Origin of the sequence: Streptomyces profundus, from assembly GCF_020740535.1 — a bacterium.
In the GTDB taxonomy this organism is placed as follows: Bacteria; Actinomycetota; Actinomycetes; order Streptomycetales; family Streptomycetaceae; genus Streptomyces; species Streptomyces profundus.
Genome location: NZ_CP082362.1, coordinates 1,250,659 through 1,267,505 on the forward strand (window position 1 = coordinate 1,250,659; position 16,847 = coordinate 1,267,505).

The following is a 16,847-nucleotide window of genomic DNA, read 5'->3' on the forward strand; positions in this document are numbered from 1 at the left end:
CGGGCGCTGCGGTGGGGTCGCCTCCGCGCTCACCGAAGCGTTGGATTCCTCGACGGAAGTCACGAGCGCCCCTCGTTCGTCTCGGCGTTCACGGCGGCGTCGGTCTGCTCGATGCCCGCCGGGGCGAAGCCGGTCTGGCCCCTGTCCGCCAGGTCCTGGAGGTAGGCGTCGTACTCATCGGGCGACACCACCCTGACGTTGAAGAGCATGCGGGAATGGTCGGTGCCGCACATCTCGGCGCACTTGCCCAGGAACGTGCCCTCCCGGTCCGGGGTCACCTCGAAGGTGTTGGTGTGGCCCGGGATCGCGTCAAGCTTCATCAGGAACGGAACCACCCAGAAGGAGTGCACCACGTCGCGGGACGTGATGATGAACTGGACGGTCTCGCCCCGGGGCAGCACCAGGGTGGGGCCGGGGTTGCCGGTGTTCGGGTCACGGTCGGCGGGGGTGCCGATGTCGTAGACGCCGTCCGCGTTCTCCGGCACACGCTCCATCATGCGGTCGGGGATGGACTCCAACTCCGGTGCGTCATGGGCGTAGTCGTTGGAGGCGCCCACGGGCTCCAGGTAGTTGAAGGCCCAACTCCACTGGAAGCCGACCACGTTGATCACATGGTCGGGTTCGTCGGAGGTCTTGAGCAGCTCCGTCTGGTCTCGCGCGGTGAAGTAGAACAGCACCGACACGATGATCAGCGGAACGAGCGTGTAGAGCGCCTCGATGGGCAGGTTGTACCGGTTCTGCGGAGGAACCTCGACCTTGGTCCTGGACCGCCGGTGGAAGAAGACACTCCACAGGATCAGACCCCAGACCAGTACCCCGGTCACCAGTGCGGCGGCCCAGGACCCCTGCCACAGAGCCAGGATGCGGGGCGCCTCCTCCGTGACCGGGGTGGGCATACCGAGACGGGGGAAGTCCTCGGATGTGCAACCTGTCGCGGTTGCCAGGACCAGGCCCGCGATCAGCGCCTGCGGCAGAACCCGCCGCATCGGGCGCCGCGACGAGCGGTCGGAGCCGTTGGGACTCACGTAGCGCCTTCCCGAGAGTCTCGCCCATGGTCCGGGCTGCCTTCGCACGGAGCGGGGCCGGCCCTGGCACGGGCAGGGTTTGGATGTTTATGCGGTCCAAACCCTACTGGACGCCTATGGGCGTCACGCGGGGAGGGTGCCCAACGCGCCGAGGCGGGCCTCTAAGGGGTTGTTAGCGTGTCGAACGTGGCTTATTTCGACGCGGCGTCGGCGCTGCCCCTTCACCCGGTTGCCCAACAGGCCCTGGTGGCCGCCATGGAGGACGGGTGGGCCGACCCCGCTCGCCCCCACCGGGAGGGCAGGCGCGCGCGCCTGCTGTTGGACGCGGCCAGGGAGACCGCCGCGGACGCGGTCGGCTGCCGGCCCGACGAGTTGGTCTTCACCTCTTCGGGGACCGACGCCCTGCACCGGGGTGTCGCCGGCGCCCTGGCCGGTCGGGCCAGGGCCGGTCGCCATCTGCTGGTCTCGGCGGTCGAGCACTCCGCGGTGCTGCACGCCGCCGAGGCGCACGGCGCGGCGGGCGGCGGCGTGGCCGAGATCCCGGTGGACCGGGCCGGGCGGGTGGCTCCCGAGGCCGTGACGGCCGCGCTCGACGCGGCGCCCGGTCCCACCGCGCTGGTCTGCGTCCAGTCCGCCAACCACGAGGTGGGCACCGTCCAGCCGGTGGCCGAGATCGCCGAACGGTGCCGGGCGGCGGGGGTGCCGCTGCTGGTCGACGCGGCGCAGTCGCTCGGCTGGGGCCGGGTGCCGGGCGACTGGTCGCTGCTCGCGGCCAGCGCGCACAAGTGGGGAGGCCCGGGCGGCGTCGGCCTGTTGGCGGTGCGCAAGGGCACCAGGTTCGCGCCGGCGGCCCCGGTGGACGAACGGGAGTCGGGGCGGGTGCCGGGCTTCGAGAACATCCCGGGGATCGTGGCGGCGGCGGCCTCGCTGCGCGCCTTCCGCCAGGAGGCCGACGCGGAGGCGGCCCGGCTGACGGAGTTGGTCGAGCTGATCAGGCGGCGGGTCCCGGAGCTGGTCCCCGACGTGCAGGTGGTCGGCGACCCGGTCCGGCGGCTGCCGCACCTGGTGACCTTCTCCTGTCTCTATGTCGATGGGGAGACACTGCTGCACGCGCTGGACCGGGCGGAGTTCTCCGTCTCCTCCGGCTCCTCCTGCACCTCCAGCACGCTGACCCCCAGCCATGTGCTGCACGCGATGGGCGTGCTCTCTGAGGGCAACGTCCGCGTGTCGCTGCCGCCGGGCACCGGCGGGGACGAGGTCGAGCGGCTGCTCGACGTGCTGCCGGGGGTGGTGTCCGAGGTCCGCTCCCAACTGGTCCCGCCCACCGAGGAGACGGCGGCTCCCGCCGGCGGGGGGCCGGGGCTGGTGGTGGACTCGCTGGGGCGGCTCTGTCCGATCCCGGTGATCGAACTGGCCAGGGCGATCGGCCGGGTGCCGGTCGACGGCATCATCACGGTCCTCGCCGACGACGTCGCGGCCCGCCTCGACATCCCCGCCTGGTGCGAACTCCGCGGCCACGCGTACCTGGGCGAAGTAACAGCACCCTTCGCCCACCAGATCCGCCGCCTCCACTAGCCCCTCCGGGGGCGGGGCGGACACGGAGCGCGCACCGCCCTGCGAGCGGGGCCGGCCAGTATGGCCGGCGCCGGCTGACGGCCACGCGACAGAAAGCGGCCGAAGGGCCCCGGGCACTGGCCATCCCGGCGGCCGACCGCACCGGGGCGGGGAGTGCCGGCGGGGCGGGGAAGCCGCACAACGTGAACCGGCACCGACCACATGGCCCTGCGGGCAGGGGGCGGCGTCAGAGGGGCCGACACATATGACCAGCGCCGGCGGACGGCCAAGGGCCCCCGGGCCCTGGCCCACTCCGGCGGGGCGGGGAACGCCGGACCGCGCGGGCGGCGCGGAGCGCGGCCGGCAGGACGGCCGGGCAACGACGCCGACACATACGACCACGCACAGACACCGGCCCACGGCCCCGGCGGGCGCGGAGCCGGTACCGCACCGGCGGCGGGCAGCGCCGGCCGGCAAGCCCGCCACTATGACCGGCGCCGACTGACGACCACGCCGCAGATCTACGGCCCACGGCCTCCAGGGCGGGGAACGGCCAACGGCGCACGGAACGCTGGCCGCGCGGGCGGCACGGACAACCAAGCCTGCCAACAGGACCAGCGCCGTGTCCGCCCTGCCGGCGAGGCCGGCCAGGGTGACCGGTGCCGGCTGATGACCACGCCGCAGATCCACGGCCCACAGCCTCCAAGGCGGGGAACGGCCGGACGGCCGACCGCATCGGGGCACGGAGCGCTGGCCGCGCGGGCGGGCGCGGAACGCCGTGTCCGCAGATCCACGGCCCACGGCCTCCAGGGCGGGGAACGACCAAGGGCGCACGGAACGCTGGCCACGCGGGCGGGCCGGGCCGGCAGACACGGCGGCCAGGGTGACCGGCGCCGGCTGATGGCCACGCGACAGAAAACGGCCGAAGGGCCCCCGGCACTGGCCATCCCGGCGGCCGACCGCACCGGGGCGGGGAGTGCCGGCGAGGCGGGGAAGCCGCACAACGTGAACCGGCACCGACCACATGGCCCTGCGGGCAGGGGGCGGTGTCAGAGGTGCCGACACATATGACCAGCGCCGGCGGACGGCCAAGGGCCCCCGGGCCCTGGCCCACTCCGGCGGGGCGGGGAGTGCCGGCGGGGCGGGGACAAGGCCCCCTGGTCGTTGCCCGCCAGCGGGCGGGGAGTGCCGGGCCGCGCGGGCCGGTCGTATCGCCGCCCCGGCCCGGCCGCGGGGCGGCCGGGGCGGGGGTGGCGTGACCCCGGCTAGGGGACGACGTGGGGGAGGACCTCGTCGGCCGCGTCCTGGCCGTAGGCCTTCGCGAAACGTTCGATGAACGAGCCCCGGTTGAGGGTGTACTCCTGGGTGCCGACGGTCTCGATGACCAGGGTGGCGAGCATGCAGCCGAGCTGGGCGGAGCGCTCCAGGGAGGCGCCCCAGCTGAGGCCGGAGAGGAAGCCGGCGCGGAACGCGTCGCCGACGCCCGTGGGGTCGGCCTTGGCCTCCTCCTGCGCGCAGCCGACCTCGATCGGCGACTCGCCGGTGCGCTCCACCCGCACGCCGCGCGCGCCGAGGGTGGTGACCCGGGTGCCGACCTTGGCCAGGACCTCCTCGTCGCTCCAGCCGGTCTTGCTCTCGATGAGCGCCTTCTCGTACTCGTTGCTGAAGAGGTAGGCGGCGCCCTCGGTCAGCAGCCTGATCTCGTCGCCCGGCATCCGGGCCAGCTGCTGGGAGAAGTCCGCGGCGAAGGGGATGTTCCTGGCGCGGCACTCCTCGGTGTGCCGCAGCATCGCCTCGGGGTCGTCGGCGCCGATGTGGGCGAGGTCGATGCCGCCGACCCGGTCGGCAACCGCCTTCAGCTCGATCGCACGCGCCTCACTCATCGCCCCGGTATAGAAGGAACCAATCTGATTGTGATCCGCATCGGTCGTACAGACGAAGCGCGCGGTGTGCAGCACCTCGGAGATCCGGACCGACTGGGTGTCCACGCCGTGCCGGTCGAGCCAGGCGCGGTACTCGTCGAAGTCCTGCCCCGCCGCGCCCACCAGAATGGGCTTGGCGCCCAACTGGCCCATGCCGAAGGCGATGTTGGCGCCGACCCCGCCACGCCGTACCTCAAGCGCGTCGACCAGGAAGGAGAGCGAGACGGTGTGCAGCTGGTCCCCCACCAGCTGGTCGGCGAACCGACCTGGGAAAGTCATCAGATGGTCATTAGCGATCGAGCCTGAGACAGCAATACGCATGACGAGGTCACTCCCAGGAAGGGTCAGCGGACGACCGGTCCAGGCTATCGCGCGGGGAACCGACGGTGATCAGACATCGTCAAACGGCTGTACGCGGTGATCGAGCCAGGGAGACAGCGTGACGGACGACGTGACGGACGAGGAGAGCCAGGAGGGGGCGCGTCGGCGTTGGCCGGCCGTGACCGCGGTGGCCGCGACGGTCGTTCTGCTCGCCGGTGGCGTCTACGGCGTGGGGGCGCTCAGGGGCGACGACGCCCAGGACGCGGCGGGGCGGGCCGGCGGGCCGTTGCCGCTTGACACCGTGGAGGAGTTCGCCGTCGCGGAGGACGGCGCGCTGACCCACGCCGCGCGGCCGAGCGGGCCCCTGGTCGTGGCGGGCGAGTTGCCCGAGGGGCCGGAGAGCGCCTCGGTGTACCGGTTCGACGAGCCCGCCGTGACGGCCGACGAGGTCGCCGAACTCGCCGCCGGACTGGGCCTGGACGGGCAGGCCGAGCAGGTCGAGGGCGGCAGCTGGACGGTGGTCGGCGCGCCGGAGGGCGAGCGGGCCGGCGCGCTGCTGGTCGCCGAGGAGGCGCCCGGCCACTGGTTCTACACCGTGCACGACGCGGACATCATCGCGGACGGCGGCGACCCCTTGACGGAGCCGGGCCTCATGCCCGGTGAGACGGCGAGCGATCCCGTGGGCGAGGCGGCGAGCGATCCGGACTCCTCGGTCTCCTCGGACGAGATGCCGGCGGCCGACGGCACGCCCGCCCCCTCCGTCGAGGACGCGCTCGCCGCGGCCGAACCGCTGCTGGCGGCGCTCGGCCTGACCGACGGCCGGGTCGACGCCTCGGCGACGGCCGGCCCCCAGCGGCTGGTGCGCGCGGAGCCCGTGGTGGACGGGCTGCCGGTGGCCGGTATGGACATGGAGTTCGGCGTCGGCCCCGACGGCACGTTGGAGTCCGCGAGCGGCGTCCTCGGCCTGCCGGCGGCCGACGAGGAGCGCGCGGTGACGGACGCCCAGCGAGCGCTCGACCGGGTGAACGCGGGCACCGCCGTCGGGGACGACGCGGCGGCGGCGCGCGATATCGGGCAGCCGTGCCTGCTGCCCGAGCCGGCGGACGCGCCCGAGCCCGGGGAGCTGCCGAGCGAGCCGGTGGAGGAGCCCGCGATCGGCATGGCCGAGCCGGCCCTGCCCGACCTGCCCTGCGGAGAGCCCGTGGCCGCCGAACCCGCCTCGGCCACGGTGGAGTTCGGGCTCTCGCTCCAGCGGTCCGAGGGCGCGCCGCTGCTGGTCCCGTCCTGGCTCTTCCGCGTCGGCGGCGAGGACGGCTACGGCCACACCGTCGCCGAGCCGGCGGTCGAGCACGATGTGCGGCCCAGCTCGGACGCGGCCGAGCGTCCCGGCACCGGCGCGGACGAGCCGGCCGACGACGGCGAGACGGGGGACGAGGGCCAGTCCGAGCCCGCCTCGCCCGGTGACAACGGCGCGGAGGTCGCCCCCCAGGAGCCGACCGAGCTGCCGACCGGCGGCATGCGGGTGGCGGGCCACTCCCCCGACGACCGCACGCTGACGGTGCACTTCTGGGGCGGCGTCTGCGACGAGTACGAGATCGTCGCCGAGGAGTCGGAGGAGCGGGTCGCCCTCTCCGTCTCCGTGGTCGACCCGGATCCGGAACGGGCCTGCATCATGCTGGCCGAGGAGCACAGCGCCGAGGTGACGCTGGACTCCCCGGTGGGAGAGCGCGCGCTGGTCGACGGCCAGGGCGCGGCGCTCGCCGTCCGCTGAGGGGGCGGTCGACGAGCGCCGAACGGGGCGAGGGGCGGCGCACCGGGGTGACCCGGGCGCCGCCCCTCGCGTCATGCGCGCGGTGACGGGGTTCCGTCAGCTGAACGAGTCGCCACAGGCGCAGGAGCCGGTGGCGTTGGGGTTGTCGATGGTGAAGCCCTGCTTCTCGATGGTGTCCACGAAGTCGATGGAGGCACCGCCGAGATAGGGGGCGCTCATCCGGTCGGTGACCACCTTGACCCCGTCGAAGTCCTTCAACACATCGCCGTCGAGCGAACGCTCGTCGAAGAAGAGCTGGTAGCGCAGACCGGAGCAACCGCCCGGCTGAACCGCCACGCGCAGCGCCAGATCGTCGCGCCCCTCCTGCTCCAGCAGGCCCCTGACCTTGGCCACGGCCGTGTCGGAAAGGATGATGCCGTCGTTCACAGCGGTCGTTTCCGTTACGGACATCTGCGTCTCTCCCGGGTAGTACGGAATGCTCTGCTGAGTGCGGGAACGGACGGCCCACCGTGCTTATTCCCGGCTCGCCGTGCTCTTTCTCCCCGTTCTGCCTGTCCCCTTCATGCTCGCACACCGCGCGGCATCGGAACATGGCTCCCGGCTCCAGGGCCCGGGGCGGGAGTGACGCGATCGGCGGGCAAGCGGCATCGTCAAACTGACGCGAAGGAGTTATGCTCCATAACGTCAATACGACGAAAAGACCGTCTAAGAAACCGGACGATGATGGCCGGAACCGCAACAGAAAGGGTGTCTGTCGTGACCAGCGCCCAGCCCCTTGACGTCAAGCCGACCCCGTTGGCCCTGCTGCTCCTCGGACGTGAGTCCGACCCGGCGAGCGAGCGCGGTGTGGACTGTCCGGGGGACCTGCCGGCCCCCTCCGACCCTGACCTCGTGGAGCGGGCCCGTGCCGCCAAGGCCAGCCTGGGCGACCGGGTGTTCGTGCTGGGGCACCACTACCAGCGCGACGAGGTCATCCAGTTCGCCGATGTCACGGGCGACTCGTTCAAGCTGGCCAGGGACGCCGCCGCCCGGCCCGAGGCCGAGTTCATCGTCTTCTGCGGCGTGCACTTCATGGCCGAGTCGGCGGACATCCTCACCTCGGACGCCCAGCGGGTGATCCTCCCCGACCTGGCCGCCGGCTGCTCCATGGCGGACATGGCCAGCGCCGAGCAGGTCGCCGAGGCGTGGGACGTGCTGACGGAGGCCGGCGTGGCGGATGTCACGGTGCCGGTCAGCTACATGAACTCCTCGGCCGACATCAAGGCGTTCACCGGCCGCAACGGCGGGGTGATCTGCACCTCGTCCAACGCCAGGCGCGCCCTGGACTGGGCCTACGAGCAGGCGGGGCCCGACGGCAAGGTGCTCTTCCTGCCGGACCAGCACCTGGGCCGCAACACGGCGGTCAGGGAGCTGGGCCTCTCCCTGGACGACTGCGTGGTCTACAACCCGCACCGCCCGGGCGGCGGGCTCACCGCCGACCAGCTGCGCCGGGCCCGGATGATCCTGTGGCGGGGGCACTGCTCGGTGCACGGCCGCTTCACGCTCGACTCCGTCAAGGAGGTCCGCGAGCGGATCCCGGGCGTCAACGTGCTGGTGCACCCCGAGTGCCAGTACGAGGTGGTGGAGGCCGCCGACCAGGTGGGCTCGACCGAGCACATCATCGCCACCCTGGACGCGGCGCCGGCCGGCAGCCGCTGGGCGATCGGCACGGAACTCAACCTGGTGCGCCGGCTGGCCAACCGCTACGCGGACCAGGGCAAGGAGATCGTCTTCCTGGACCGCACGGTCTGCTTCTGCTCCACCATGAACCGCATCGACCTGCCGCATCTGGTCTGGTCCCTTGAGTCCCTGGCGGCGGGCAAGGTCGTCAACCGCATCGAGGTCGACCGGGAGACCGAGCACTTCGCGAAGCTGGCCCTGGAGCGGATGCTGGCACTGCCCTGAGCAGGCCAGACCTACCCAAGCCGCCAGAAGAGTGAAACGGCCGGCGCGCGACGCGCGCCGGCCGTTCTCGGCTCAGTCCGGGATCAGCCCGTCCTCCGTCAGCATGGCCCGCACCTCGTCGATGGTGGCCTCCGGCGCCGGCAGAATCAGCTCGGAGGGCTCAAGGGAGTCCTCCGGCAGCGGCGCACCCAACGTCCTGACGGCCTCCAACAAGGCGGTCAGCGTGCGACGAAAGCCAGCCTCGTCGCCCGACTCCACCTCGGCGAGCAGCTCGTCGTCCAGTCCGTTGAGCGTGGGGAAGTGGCTGTCGTCCAGCTTCACCTGCCCCTCCCCCATGATCCGCACGATCACGATGTTCTCCCGGCTCTTTCGGTGATTCCGACCATCCCGCGATCCCCGTCGTCCGCAGTGACCCCCGTGATCACTGCTTGTCGAACTTCGGGCTCTCCTGCTGCTGCTCCTGCTGCGGCGTCGCCGCTCCGCCCTCGATGGCCTGCCGGTCCGACGAGGAACCGCCGGCCAGCTCGGCCTTCATCCGCTCCAGCTCGAACTCGACGTCCGCGTTGCCGGAGATGCGGTCCAGCTCGGCGGACAGATCGTCCTTGGTGGTGCCGGTCTGGTCGTCCAGCGCGCCGGACGCCAGCAGCTCGTCGATGGCGCCGGAGCGGGCCTGGAGCTGGGCCGTCTTGTCCTCGGCCCGCTGGATGGCCATCCCGACGTCGCCCATCTCCTCGGAGATGCCGGAGAACGCCTCGCCGATCCGCGTCTGCGCCTGGGCCGCCGTGTAGGTGGCCTTGATGGTCTCCTTGCGGGTGCGGAAGGCGTCGACCTTGGCCTGGAGCCGCTGGGCGGCCAGGGTGAGCTTGTTCTCCTCCGTCTGAAGCGTCTCGTGCTGCTGCTGGAGATCGCTGATCTGCTGCGTCAGCGCGGACCGCCGGGTGAGGGCCTCGCGGGCCAGATCCTCCCGGCCGAGCGCCAGCGCCTTCTTGCCCTGGTCCTCAAGCCGCCCCGACTGGGTGTTCAGCTGGTTGAGCTGAAGTTCGAGCCGCTTGCGGGAGGTGGCGACGTCGGCGACGCCTCGCCGCACCTTCTGCAACAGCTCCAACTGCTTCTGGTACGAGTAGTCGAGCGTCTCGCGCGGGTCCTCGGCCCGGTCCAGGGCCTTGTTAGCTTTCGCGCGGAAGATCATCCCCATCCGCTTCATGACACCGCTCATGGGCTTCGCGCGCCCCCTTCATGCCGGGCTCGAACCAATGGCCATTTCCTGCTGATCCCCTACTACCCTACGGGGCCGGTATCCATTAGCGCACCGCTCGGCCGGGAATGACTCCTCCCCAAGGACGATCACTGTCCACGGCTCTCCCGCCCTGGGAGTAGGCGGGACGCCATGCGGCGCCCCACCGGGGACGTTGCAGGATCGTTCCCCGGGGCCCCGGCCGAGACGCGCCGAACAGACCGTAGGCTGGTGAACGTGTTCCGAAGTCGTGCCAAAGAAGACGCCAAGACGGAGTCGCGGAGCGAGCCCGAGGCTCCGTCGGGCCGTGACCCACAGGCGCCCAAGGGTCGTCCCACGCCCAAGCGCAGCGAGGCCGAGGCCCTGCGCAAGGCTGTCGCCAAGCCGGCGACCAGCCGCAAGGAGGCCGCCCAGCGCACCAAGAAGCTGCGCCGCGAGGCACTGGACAAGCAGCGCCAGGCGCTGCTGACCGGCGAGGAGCGGCACCTCCCGGTGCGCGACCGGGGCCCGGTCCGCCGCTACGCGCGGGACTATGTGGACGGCAAGTGGCACATCGCCGAGTACTTCCTGCCCATCGCCGTGCTGATCCTGGTGATGAGCATGGTGCCGTCCATCGCGGCCAAGAACATCGCCCTGCTGCTGTGGATGGGCGTCATCCTGGGCATCGTCTTCGACTCGATCCTGCTCACCAGGAAGTTGAAGCGGCAGCTGACGGAGCGCTTCCCCGACGAGAGCCTGCGCGGCGCCAAGGCCTACGCCCTGATGCGCACCCTGCAGATGCGGCGGATGCGGCTGCCCAGGGCCCAGGTCAAGCGCGGCGAGCCGCCGCGCTGACGCGGGCCGCGGGCGGAGGACAGTGGCCCCGAACGGCCTAGGGCACGTCGTTTGGATCTTCGCGGGCTCGCGAAGATCCAAACGACGCACCCTAGCTGCCCTCCGCCGCCGGCGGCGGGGCAGCGGCCACAATGCCCGTTATGGCCACCCCGCACCCGTTTCGTCCCACCGTTGTCCTTCTCTGCGCACTGATCGCCGGCTGCACCGGCGACGCCGCCGGCTCGGGCCCCGAGCAGCGGGTGGAGGCGCCCGAGCCCACCGTGACCGGGGAGCTGGAGCGCACCTACCAGGACGTGGTCAACGAGGTGCTGCCGTCCGTCGTGCAGATCACCACCTCGGACCAGCAGGGCTCGGGGGTGCTCTACGACGACGCGGGCCATATCGTCACCAACGCGCATGTGGTCGGCCGCGAGGACGCGTTCCAGGTCACCCTGGCGACCGGTCGACAGCCCCTGGACGCGGTGCTGGTGAGTTCCTACCCGGAGCAGGACCTCGCGGTGATCGAGCTGTCCGACCCGCCGGACAGGCTGCGTCCCGCCACCTTCGGCGACTCGTCCAAGGTGGCGGTCGGCCAGATCGTGCTGGCGATGGGCAACCCGCTGGGGCTGGCCTCAAGCGTCACCCAGGGCATCGTCTCCGCGGTCGGCCGCGCGGTCAGCGAGGGCGAGGGCGAGGCGACGCTGGGCAACATGGTGCAGACCTCGGCCGCGATCAACCCGGGGAACAGCGGCGGCGCGCTGGTCAACCTCTCGGGGCAGGTGGTGGGCATCCCCACGCTCGCCGCCCGCGACCCGGGGATGGGCGGCGGGCAGGCGCCCGGCATCGGCTTCGCGATCCCGGCCTCCACGGTGACCTTTCTGGCGGACCAGATGATCGAGCACGGCCGGGTGGTGGACTCGGGCCGGGCCGCGCTGGGGATCTCGGTGCGCACCGTGCTGGGCGACGGCTTCCAGCCGGCCGGGGCCGCCGTCGTGGAGGTCACCGAGGGCGGCCCAGCCGACCGCGCGGGGCTGCGGGCCGGCGATGTGCTGGTGGAGTTGGCGGGCGAGGAGGTGACCGATGTGGTCTCGCTGGCCGAGGCGCTGGCCACGCAGCGCCCCGGGCGCGACGTGGAGGTGCGGTATCTGCGCAACGACGAGCGGCGGGGCGCCGAGGTCACGCTGGGCGAGGCGTGACCTCCCCGGGCGGCCCCGCCGCCGAGTCGGTGGATCGGTCGCCGACCGGTCAGTCGTCGGCGGCGCCGTGCAGGCTCATCGGCCCGTACACCTTGCTGCCGTCCTCCAGCAGGGTCACCTGGTCGATGCCCCCGTCGATCAGTTCCGGCCAGATCTCGCCGATCCAGGACTCCGCGTCGCCCTGGGTGCCGAAGTCCCCCGGATCCTGCGGCGGTTCGGTCGTCGAGCCGTCCGCCCTCTCGAAGCGCCACTCCCAGGCCATGCGAAGCCTCCACTCACCGCCGTGACTGCCTTGCTCGCAGACTAAATCACGCCTCGCGCCAGGACGCACCACCGCGCGCGATGCGAACAGGCGCACCCCGCGTGCTTCCGCACCACCCCGACCACGCGGGCGAACGAGGCCGCCCCCCGGCGCGAACTCCTCGTGCGCGCCGGGCAGATGGTCGCACGCCCCGTGCGGGCGCCGGACGCGGCGGGCACGGCGGTAGTCTCGTGCGCATGAGTGAGGGTGGTCTGCGACTCGACGACTTCGGCGAACTGATCGAACGTCCCAGCTCACGCCTGCGCCGCCTGGCGGAGCGGCACCGGGCCACGTTGACGGTGCCGCCCAAGGCGCTCGGCCGGCTGGACGAGGTCGGCGCCTGGCTGGCCGCGGCCCAGGGCCAGGTGCCGGTGCGGCCGATCGAGCAGCCCAGGGCGCTGCTGTTCGCCGGCGATCACGGCGTCGCCGAGCTCGGCGTGTCAGGGCGGCGGCCCGGCGGGACGGCCGACCTGGTGCGGGCGGTCCTGGACGGCGTCAGCCCGGCGGCCGTGTTGGCCCGTCAGGCGGGCGTGCCGCTGCGGGTGGTCGACATGTCCGTCGACTGCCCAGAGGACGCGTTCCCCACCGAGGTCACGCGGCACCGGGTGCGGCGCGGCTCGGGGCGTCTCGACATCGAGGACACGCTCACCGAGGAGGAGACGGAGGCCGCGTTCCGCGCCGGGATGGCCATCGCGGACGAGGAGGCGGACTCGGGCACCGATCTGCTGGTCCTCGGCGATCTCTCGGTCGGTGGCACCACGGCGGCCGGCGCGCTGATCGCCGCTCTCTGCGGCACGGACGCCTCGGTGGTCACCGGGCGCGGCGCGGTGCGGATCGACGATCTGACCTGGATGCGCAAGTGCGCCGCGATCAGGGACGGGCTGCGGCGCGCCCGCCCCGTGCTGGGGGACCAGCTCCGGCTGCTCGGCGCGCTGGGCGGGGCCGATCTGACGGCGATGACGGGCTTCCTGTTGCAGTGCGCGGTGCGCCGCACCCCGGTCGTCCTGGACGGCGTGGTGTCGGTGGCCTGCGCGCTGGTCGGCCAGCGGGTGGCGTTCCGCGCGCCCGACTGGTGGCTGGCCGGGCAGGTGAGCGGCGAGCCGGCGCAGGCCAAGGCGTTGGACCGGATGACCCTGGTGCCGCTGCTCGACCACGGCGTGACGGCCGGCGAGGGCAGCGGCGCGCTGCTGGCGTTCCCCCTGGTCCGCGCGGCTGCCGCGCTGGCGGCGGAGCTGCCGGTGCGCGAGGAGCCGGCCGACGAGCCGGAGGGCGAGCCGGAGACGGTCGCCGGCGGTGCGGCCGGCTGACGTTCCGTCAGCCGGTCGGGCCGCGTCTCACGTTCCCTCCCGTTCGCCGGTGGGGGTGCCGCCCACCAGGTCCTGGAGGCGGCGGGTGGGGCCGGCCCAGCGGGCGTCGTGCCGCCGCGCGCGCCGCTCCGCGCGGCGTACGGTGCGCGGGCGGCGGCGGTAGAGCCGTTTCGCCCAGGGCGAGTCGGGCCTGGCCAGGCGCAGCGCGCCGACGATCGAGATCACCGGCACCAGCACGCCGAACACGGCCAGTTTGGGCTTGCCCTTGACGAGGCAGACCAGCGCGCAGACGAAGTGCAGCAGCAGCGTGCCGATCAGGTTGCCCCGGTCGTCCCTGTCGTCCGGCGAGAGGCCGTCGACGCCCAGCGGCAGGAAGCCGACCAGCAGCATCCCGCCCAGGGCGGTGGTCAGCAGCACGACCTCGACGCTCTGCCGGCCGCGTTCGGACCAGTACACGTCCTGCATGTAGAGGAGCAGCGCGAACTCGTCCAGTACGAGCCCAGCGCCGATGCCGAAGACCGCGGCCAGCAGGAAGGCCGCCCAGCCGCGCCCGCCGGTGGCCACCCCGCCGAAGCCGCCCACCAGCATCAGCACCACCCCGGGCACCACATGGTGCACATGGTGGCCGCCGGCCGAGATGTCGTGGAACGGGCCCTTGCCCGCCCGGATCAGCCTGGTCACGCAGCGGGTGATCAGAAAGGTCAGCACGAAGGCCAACAGGGCGAGCAGCAGCGGCAGCTTGCCCGGTTCCACGATGTTGCGATACCACCAGTCGCCCATGACCGATCAGCGTTCCGGCGCTACGCTGCGGACTGATGAACGCCACGCCGCCGCTACCTCCCCTGCCGCCGCCAGGACCACCGCCGACCACCGGGATGGCGGCACCCCGCGAGGGGCTGCGCTTCGCCTTCGGCACCATGACGGCGCTGCCGGTCGGCGCCCCGCTCCGCGAGCGGGCGGTGGCCGCGCTGGGGATGCGGCTGGCGCCGCTGGTCGGTCTCGCCCTGGGCCTGGCGGCCGGCGGGCTGTGCTGGGTGCTGCTGGTCCTCAAGGCCGGCTGGCTGCTCACGGCCGTGCTGACTCTCGCCGTGTTGGCGCTGCTGACCCGGGGTGTCGCGCTCGAAGGGCTGGCCGGGGTCGCCGACGCGCTCGCCGGCGATCGGCCGGCGGACGAGGCGCGGCGGATCGCGCGCGGCCCCGGCGTGGGCCGGCTCGGGGTGCTGGCGCTGCTGTTCGCCGTGCTGACCCAGATCGCCGCCGTGCACGAACTGGCGGGCGAGGGCCGGGACTACGCGGCGATGTCGGTCGTCGTCGCCGTGTTCACCTCGCGCACCGCGGTGGCCTGGGCCTGTCGCGAGCTGCCGCCGGCGGGGTCGGGCGGGCCGGCGGAGCTGGGTGCGCTGGTGGCCCGTTCCGTGTCGACGGGGGCGGCGGTGCTGCTGGCCGCGCTGGCGGTCGTCGTCGCCGGCGCGGCCGGCGCGTGGACGGCGGGGGAGCCGGGCGCGGGCGCGGTGGTCGGGGCGAGCGCGGTGGTGTTGGGGCTGACCGCCGCCGAGTTGGTGCTCTGGCAGGCGCGCGGCCGGCTGGGTGGGCTGACCGGCGAGGTGTTGGGCGCGGTGAGCGAGACGGCGACGGCCGTGGTCCTGGTCACCCTCGTGGTGGGCGCGACCTGATCCCCTGGCCCCCGGCGGGCGCGGCGTAGTCTTCTGTGCCGGATGGCCGGGCGCCGGCCCCCTTTTGGGGTCCTTCCAGCCGTTCTCCGGTCACACCGACCCCACCAGCACACCACGTACACGAGGACGGAACCCCATCACCGTGACTGCACTGACGCTCAGCAACCTCTCCGCGGCGACCGTCCCGGCGGACGCCGTCGTCATCGGCGTCGCCAAGGGCGAGTCGGGGCCCGTGTTGGCCGCCGGCTCGGCGCCGGCCGCCGCCGTGGACGCCGCCGCCGGCGGGACGCTGGCAGCGACCCTGAAGACCCTCGGCGCGAAGGGCGGTGCGAACGAGGTCACCAAGGTCGCCTCGCCCGAAGGCGTGGCCGCCCCGCTGGTGCTCGCCGTCGGCCTGGGCGCCGTCCCCGACGAGGGGGGCGCGTTCGACCCCGAGACGTTGCGCCGCGCGGCGGGCGCCGCGGCCAGGGCGCTGGCCGGCACCACGCACGCGGCGTTCGCGCTGCCGGTGGCGGACGTCGCCGCGGTGGCGGCGGTCTCCGAGGGCGCGCTGCTGGGCGCGTACGCGTTCACGGCGTTCCGCGGCCGGGAGTTCGACGGCGCCGACAGCGCGCCGCTGAGCCAGGTGACCGTGCTGGACGAGGGCGCGGCCGACGACGCCCACACCACGGCAGCGCAGCGGGCGTTGGTGCTGGCCGAGGAGGTGGGCAGGGCGCGCGACCTGATCAACACCCCGCCCAACGCGCTGAATCCCACGGTCTTCGCCGACGCGGTGGTGGCGGCGGCGCCGGGCTTCGGCGTGGAGGTCGAGGTGTGGGACGAGGAGGCGCTGGCCGAGGGCGGCTTCGGCGGGCTGCTGGGCGTGGGCCAGGGCTCGGGGAACCCGCCCCGGCTGGTGCGGATCGCCTACCGCGCCCCCGGGGCCACCAGGACGCTGGCGCTGGTCGGCAAGGGCATCACCTATGACTCGGGCGGCATCTCGCTGAAGCCGGCCGGCCACAACGAGACGATGAAGTGCGACATGAGCGGCGCCGCCGCCGTGTACGCGGCGGTGCTGGCGGCGGCCCGGCTGGGGCTCGCGGTCCATGTGACCGGCTGGCTGGCGCTGGCGGAGAACATGCCGTCGGGCACGGCGGCCCGTCCTGGCGACGTGCTCACCATGTACGGCGGGAAGACGGTCGAGGTGCTGAACACCGACGCCGAGGGCCGGCTGGTGCTGGGCGACGCGTTGGTGAAGGCGTGCGAGGAGAGCCCCGACGCGCTGGTCGACGTGGCCACGTTGACGGGCGCGATGGTGGTGGCGCTCGGCGAGCGCACCATGGGGGTGCTGGGCACGGACGAGTTCCGCGACCTGGTGCACGAGACGGCGACCGAGGTCGGCGAGGCGTCCTGGCCGATGCCGATGCCGGCCGAGCTCGCCGATGGCCTGAAGTCGCCGGTCGCCGACCTCCAGAACGTCGCAGGCCGGATGGGCGGCGGGCTGTTCGCCGGCCACTTCCTGCGGGAGTTCGTCACGGACGACGTGCGCTGGGCACACCTCGACATCGCGGGCCCGGCGTTCAACGACGGTTCCCCGCACGGCTACACGCCCAAGGGCGGCACGGGCGTGGCGATCCGCACCCTGTTGCGGCTCGCTGAGCGCGCCGAGGACGGTGACCTGGGCTGACGTGCCCACCGGCCCGGAGCGGGCCGGGACGGGACGCGGGCTGGAGCGGCCGTCACGACGGGCGCCAGGTGTGGCGGTCGTCACCAGCCCGCCGTCCCACCACCGTCCGGCAGGTGCGAA

Annotated in this window: 15 protein-coding genes; 8 read left to right on the plus strand and 7 right to left on the minus strand. The window is 73.2% G+C overall.

The window, feature by feature from the left end:
- Nucleotides 1-59: 59 nt before the first annotated feature.
- Nucleotides 60-1,025 (minus strand): aa3-type cytochrome oxidase subunit II, encoded by a 966-nt coding sequence (gene ctaC, locus K4G22_RS05560; RefSeq protein ID WP_228078553.1) that lies wholly within the window; start codon nt 1,023-1,025, stop codon nt 60-62.
- Between the two features lie 186 nt (nt 1,026-1,211).
- On the opposite strand from ctaC, the gene K4G22_RS05565 reads away from it, so the two are divergent.
- On the plus strand, nt 1,212-2,600 hold the full coding sequence (locus tag K4G22_RS05565; protein ID WP_228078554.1) for a cysteine desulfurase/sulfurtransferase TusA family protein: 1,389 nt from the start codon (nt 1,212-1,214) through the stop codon (nt 2,598-2,600).
- Nucleotides 2,601-3,844: 1,244 nt separating this feature from the next.
- Here the strand turns inward: K4G22_RS05565 and K4G22_RS05575 are convergent.
- Nucleotides 3,845-4,822, minus strand: coding sequence for a carbohydrate kinase family protein (locus tag K4G22_RS05575; RefSeq protein WP_228078555.1), 978 nt, complete (start codon nt 4,820-4,822; stop codon nt 3,845-3,847).
- 118 nt (nt 4,823-4,940) lie between these two features.
- Between K4G22_RS05575 and K4G22_RS05580 the strand changes: the two genes are divergently transcribed.
- On the plus strand, nt 4,941-6,593 hold the full coding sequence (locus K4G22_RS05580; protein WP_228078556.1) for a hypothetical protein: 1,653 nt from the start codon (nt 4,941-4,943) through the stop codon (nt 6,591-6,593).
- A 96-nt stretch (nt 6,594-6,689) separates the two neighbouring features.
- Here K4G22_RS05580 and K4G22_RS05585 read toward each other — a convergent pair whose 3' ends face one another.
- The gene (locus K4G22_RS05585) at nt 6,690-7,043 is read right to left on the minus strand and encodes a HesB/IscA family protein (protein WP_228078557.1); all 354 of its coding nucleotides are present in this window, start codon (nt 7,041-7,043) and stop codon (nt 6,690-6,692) included.
- Between the two features lie 306 nt (nt 7,044-7,349).
- Between K4G22_RS05585 and nadA the strand changes: the two genes are divergently transcribed.
- Nucleotides 7,350-8,537 (plus strand): quinolinate synthase NadA, encoded by a 1,188-nt coding sequence (gene nadA / locus K4G22_RS05590; RefSeq protein WP_228078558.1) that lies wholly within the window; start codon nt 7,350-7,352, stop codon nt 8,535-8,537.
- A 72-nt stretch (nt 8,538-8,609) separates the two neighbouring features.
- Here the strand turns inward: nadA and pspAA are convergent, their stop codons facing one another.
- Together pspAA and K4G22_RS05600 are read right to left on the minus strand one after the other, a co-directional pair.
- The gene (gene pspAA / locus K4G22_RS05595) at nt 8,610-8,888 is read right to left on the minus strand and encodes a PspA-associated protein PspAA (protein ID WP_062211718.1); all 279 of its coding nucleotides are present in this window, start codon (nt 8,886-8,888) and stop codon (nt 8,610-8,612) included.
- Between the two features lie 70 nt (nt 8,889-8,958).
- Complete coding sequence (locus K4G22_RS05600) at nt 8,959-9,753, minus strand: PspA/IM30 family protein (protein WP_228078559.1); 795 nt, start codon at nt 9,751-9,753, stop codon at nt 8,959-8,961.
- A 255-nt stretch (nt 9,754-10,008) separates the two neighbouring features.
- Here K4G22_RS05600 and K4G22_RS05605 point away from each other — a divergent pair, with 255 nt between their 5' ends.
- A complete protein-coding gene (locus tag K4G22_RS05605) occupies nt 10,009-10,605 on the plus strand; it encodes a DUF3043 domain-containing protein (RefSeq protein WP_228078560.1) in 597 nt (198 codons plus the stop codon).
- A gap of 140 nt (nt 10,606-10,745) precedes the next feature.
- Nucleotides 10,746-11,780, plus strand: coding sequence for a S1C family serine protease (locus tag K4G22_RS05610; RefSeq protein ID WP_228078561.1), 1,035 nt, complete (start codon nt 10,746-10,748; stop codon nt 11,778-11,780).
- 49 nt (nt 11,781-11,829) lie between these two features.
- On the opposite strand, the gene K4G22_RS05615 is transcribed toward K4G22_RS05610, so the two are convergent.
- Complete coding sequence (locus K4G22_RS05615; RefSeq protein WP_228078562.1) at nt 11,830-12,042, minus strand: hypothetical protein; 213 nt, start codon at nt 12,040-12,042, stop codon at nt 11,830-11,832.
- 236 nt (nt 12,043-12,278) lie between these two features.
- Here K4G22_RS05615 and K4G22_RS05620 point away from each other — a divergent pair, with 236 nt between their 5' ends.
- The gene (locus K4G22_RS05620; protein WP_228078563.1) at nt 12,279-13,388 is read left to right on the plus strand and encodes a nicotinate-nucleotide--dimethylbenzimidazole phosphoribosyltransferase; all 1,110 of its coding nucleotides are present in this window, start codon (nt 12,279-12,281) and stop codon (nt 13,386-13,388) included.
- Between the two features lie 27 nt (nt 13,389-13,415).
- Here the strand turns inward: K4G22_RS05620 and K4G22_RS05625 are convergent, their stop codons facing one another.
- The gene (locus K4G22_RS05625; protein WP_228078564.1) at nt 13,416-14,168 is read right to left on the minus strand and encodes a hypothetical protein; all 753 of its coding nucleotides are present in this window, start codon (nt 14,166-14,168) and stop codon (nt 13,416-13,418) included.
- A 35-nt stretch (nt 14,169-14,203) separates the two neighbouring features.
- Here K4G22_RS05625 and K4G22_RS05630 point away from each other — a divergent pair, with 35 nt between their 5' ends.
- On the plus strand, nt 14,204-15,061 hold the full coding sequence (locus K4G22_RS05630) for an adenosylcobinamide-GDP ribazoletransferase (protein WP_228078565.1): 858 nt from the start codon (nt 14,204-14,206) through the stop codon (nt 15,059-15,061).
- 142 nt (nt 15,062-15,203) lie between these two features.
- Complete coding sequence (locus K4G22_RS05635; RefSeq protein ID WP_228078566.1) at nt 15,204-16,727, plus strand: leucyl aminopeptidase; 1,524 nt, start codon at nt 15,204-15,206, stop codon at nt 16,725-16,727.
- The last annotated feature ends 120 nt before the right edge of the window (nt 16,728-16,847 follow it).

Excerpts from the sequence above, each read along its gene's own strand:
- K4G22_RS05625 (WP_228078564.1), bottom strand. The coding sequence starts at position 14,168 with ATGGGCGACTGGTGGTATCGCAACATCGTGGAACCGGGCAAGCTGCCG.
- K4G22_RS05600 (WP_228078559.1), bottom strand. The coding sequence starts at position 9,753 with ATGAGCGGTGTCATGAAGCGGATGGGGATGATCTTCCGCGCGAAAGCT.
- K4G22_RS05630 (WP_228078565.1), top strand. The coding sequence starts at position 14,204 with ATGAACGCCACGCCGCCGCTACCTCCCCTGCCGCCGCCAGGACCACCG.
- K4G22_RS05615 (WP_228078562.1), bottom strand. The coding sequence starts at position 12,042 with ATGGCCTGGGAGTGGCGCTTCGAGAGGGCGGACGGCTCGACGACCGAA.
- K4G22_RS05610 (WP_228078561.1), top strand. The coding sequence starts at position 10,746 with ATGGCCACCCCGCACCCGTTTCGTCCCACCGTTGTCCTTCTCTGCGCA.
- K4G22_RS05585 (WP_228078557.1), bottom strand. The coding sequence starts at position 7,043 with ATGTCCGTAACGGAAACGACCGCTGTGAACGACGGCATCATCCTTTCC.
- K4G22_RS05620 (WP_228078563.1), top strand. The coding sequence starts at position 12,279 with ATGAGTGAGGGTGGTCTGCGACTCGACGACTTCGGCGAACTGATCGAA.
- K4G22_RS05575 (WP_228078555.1), bottom strand. The coding sequence starts at position 4,822 with ATGCGTATTGCTGTCTCAGGCTCGATCGCTAATGACCATCTGATGACT.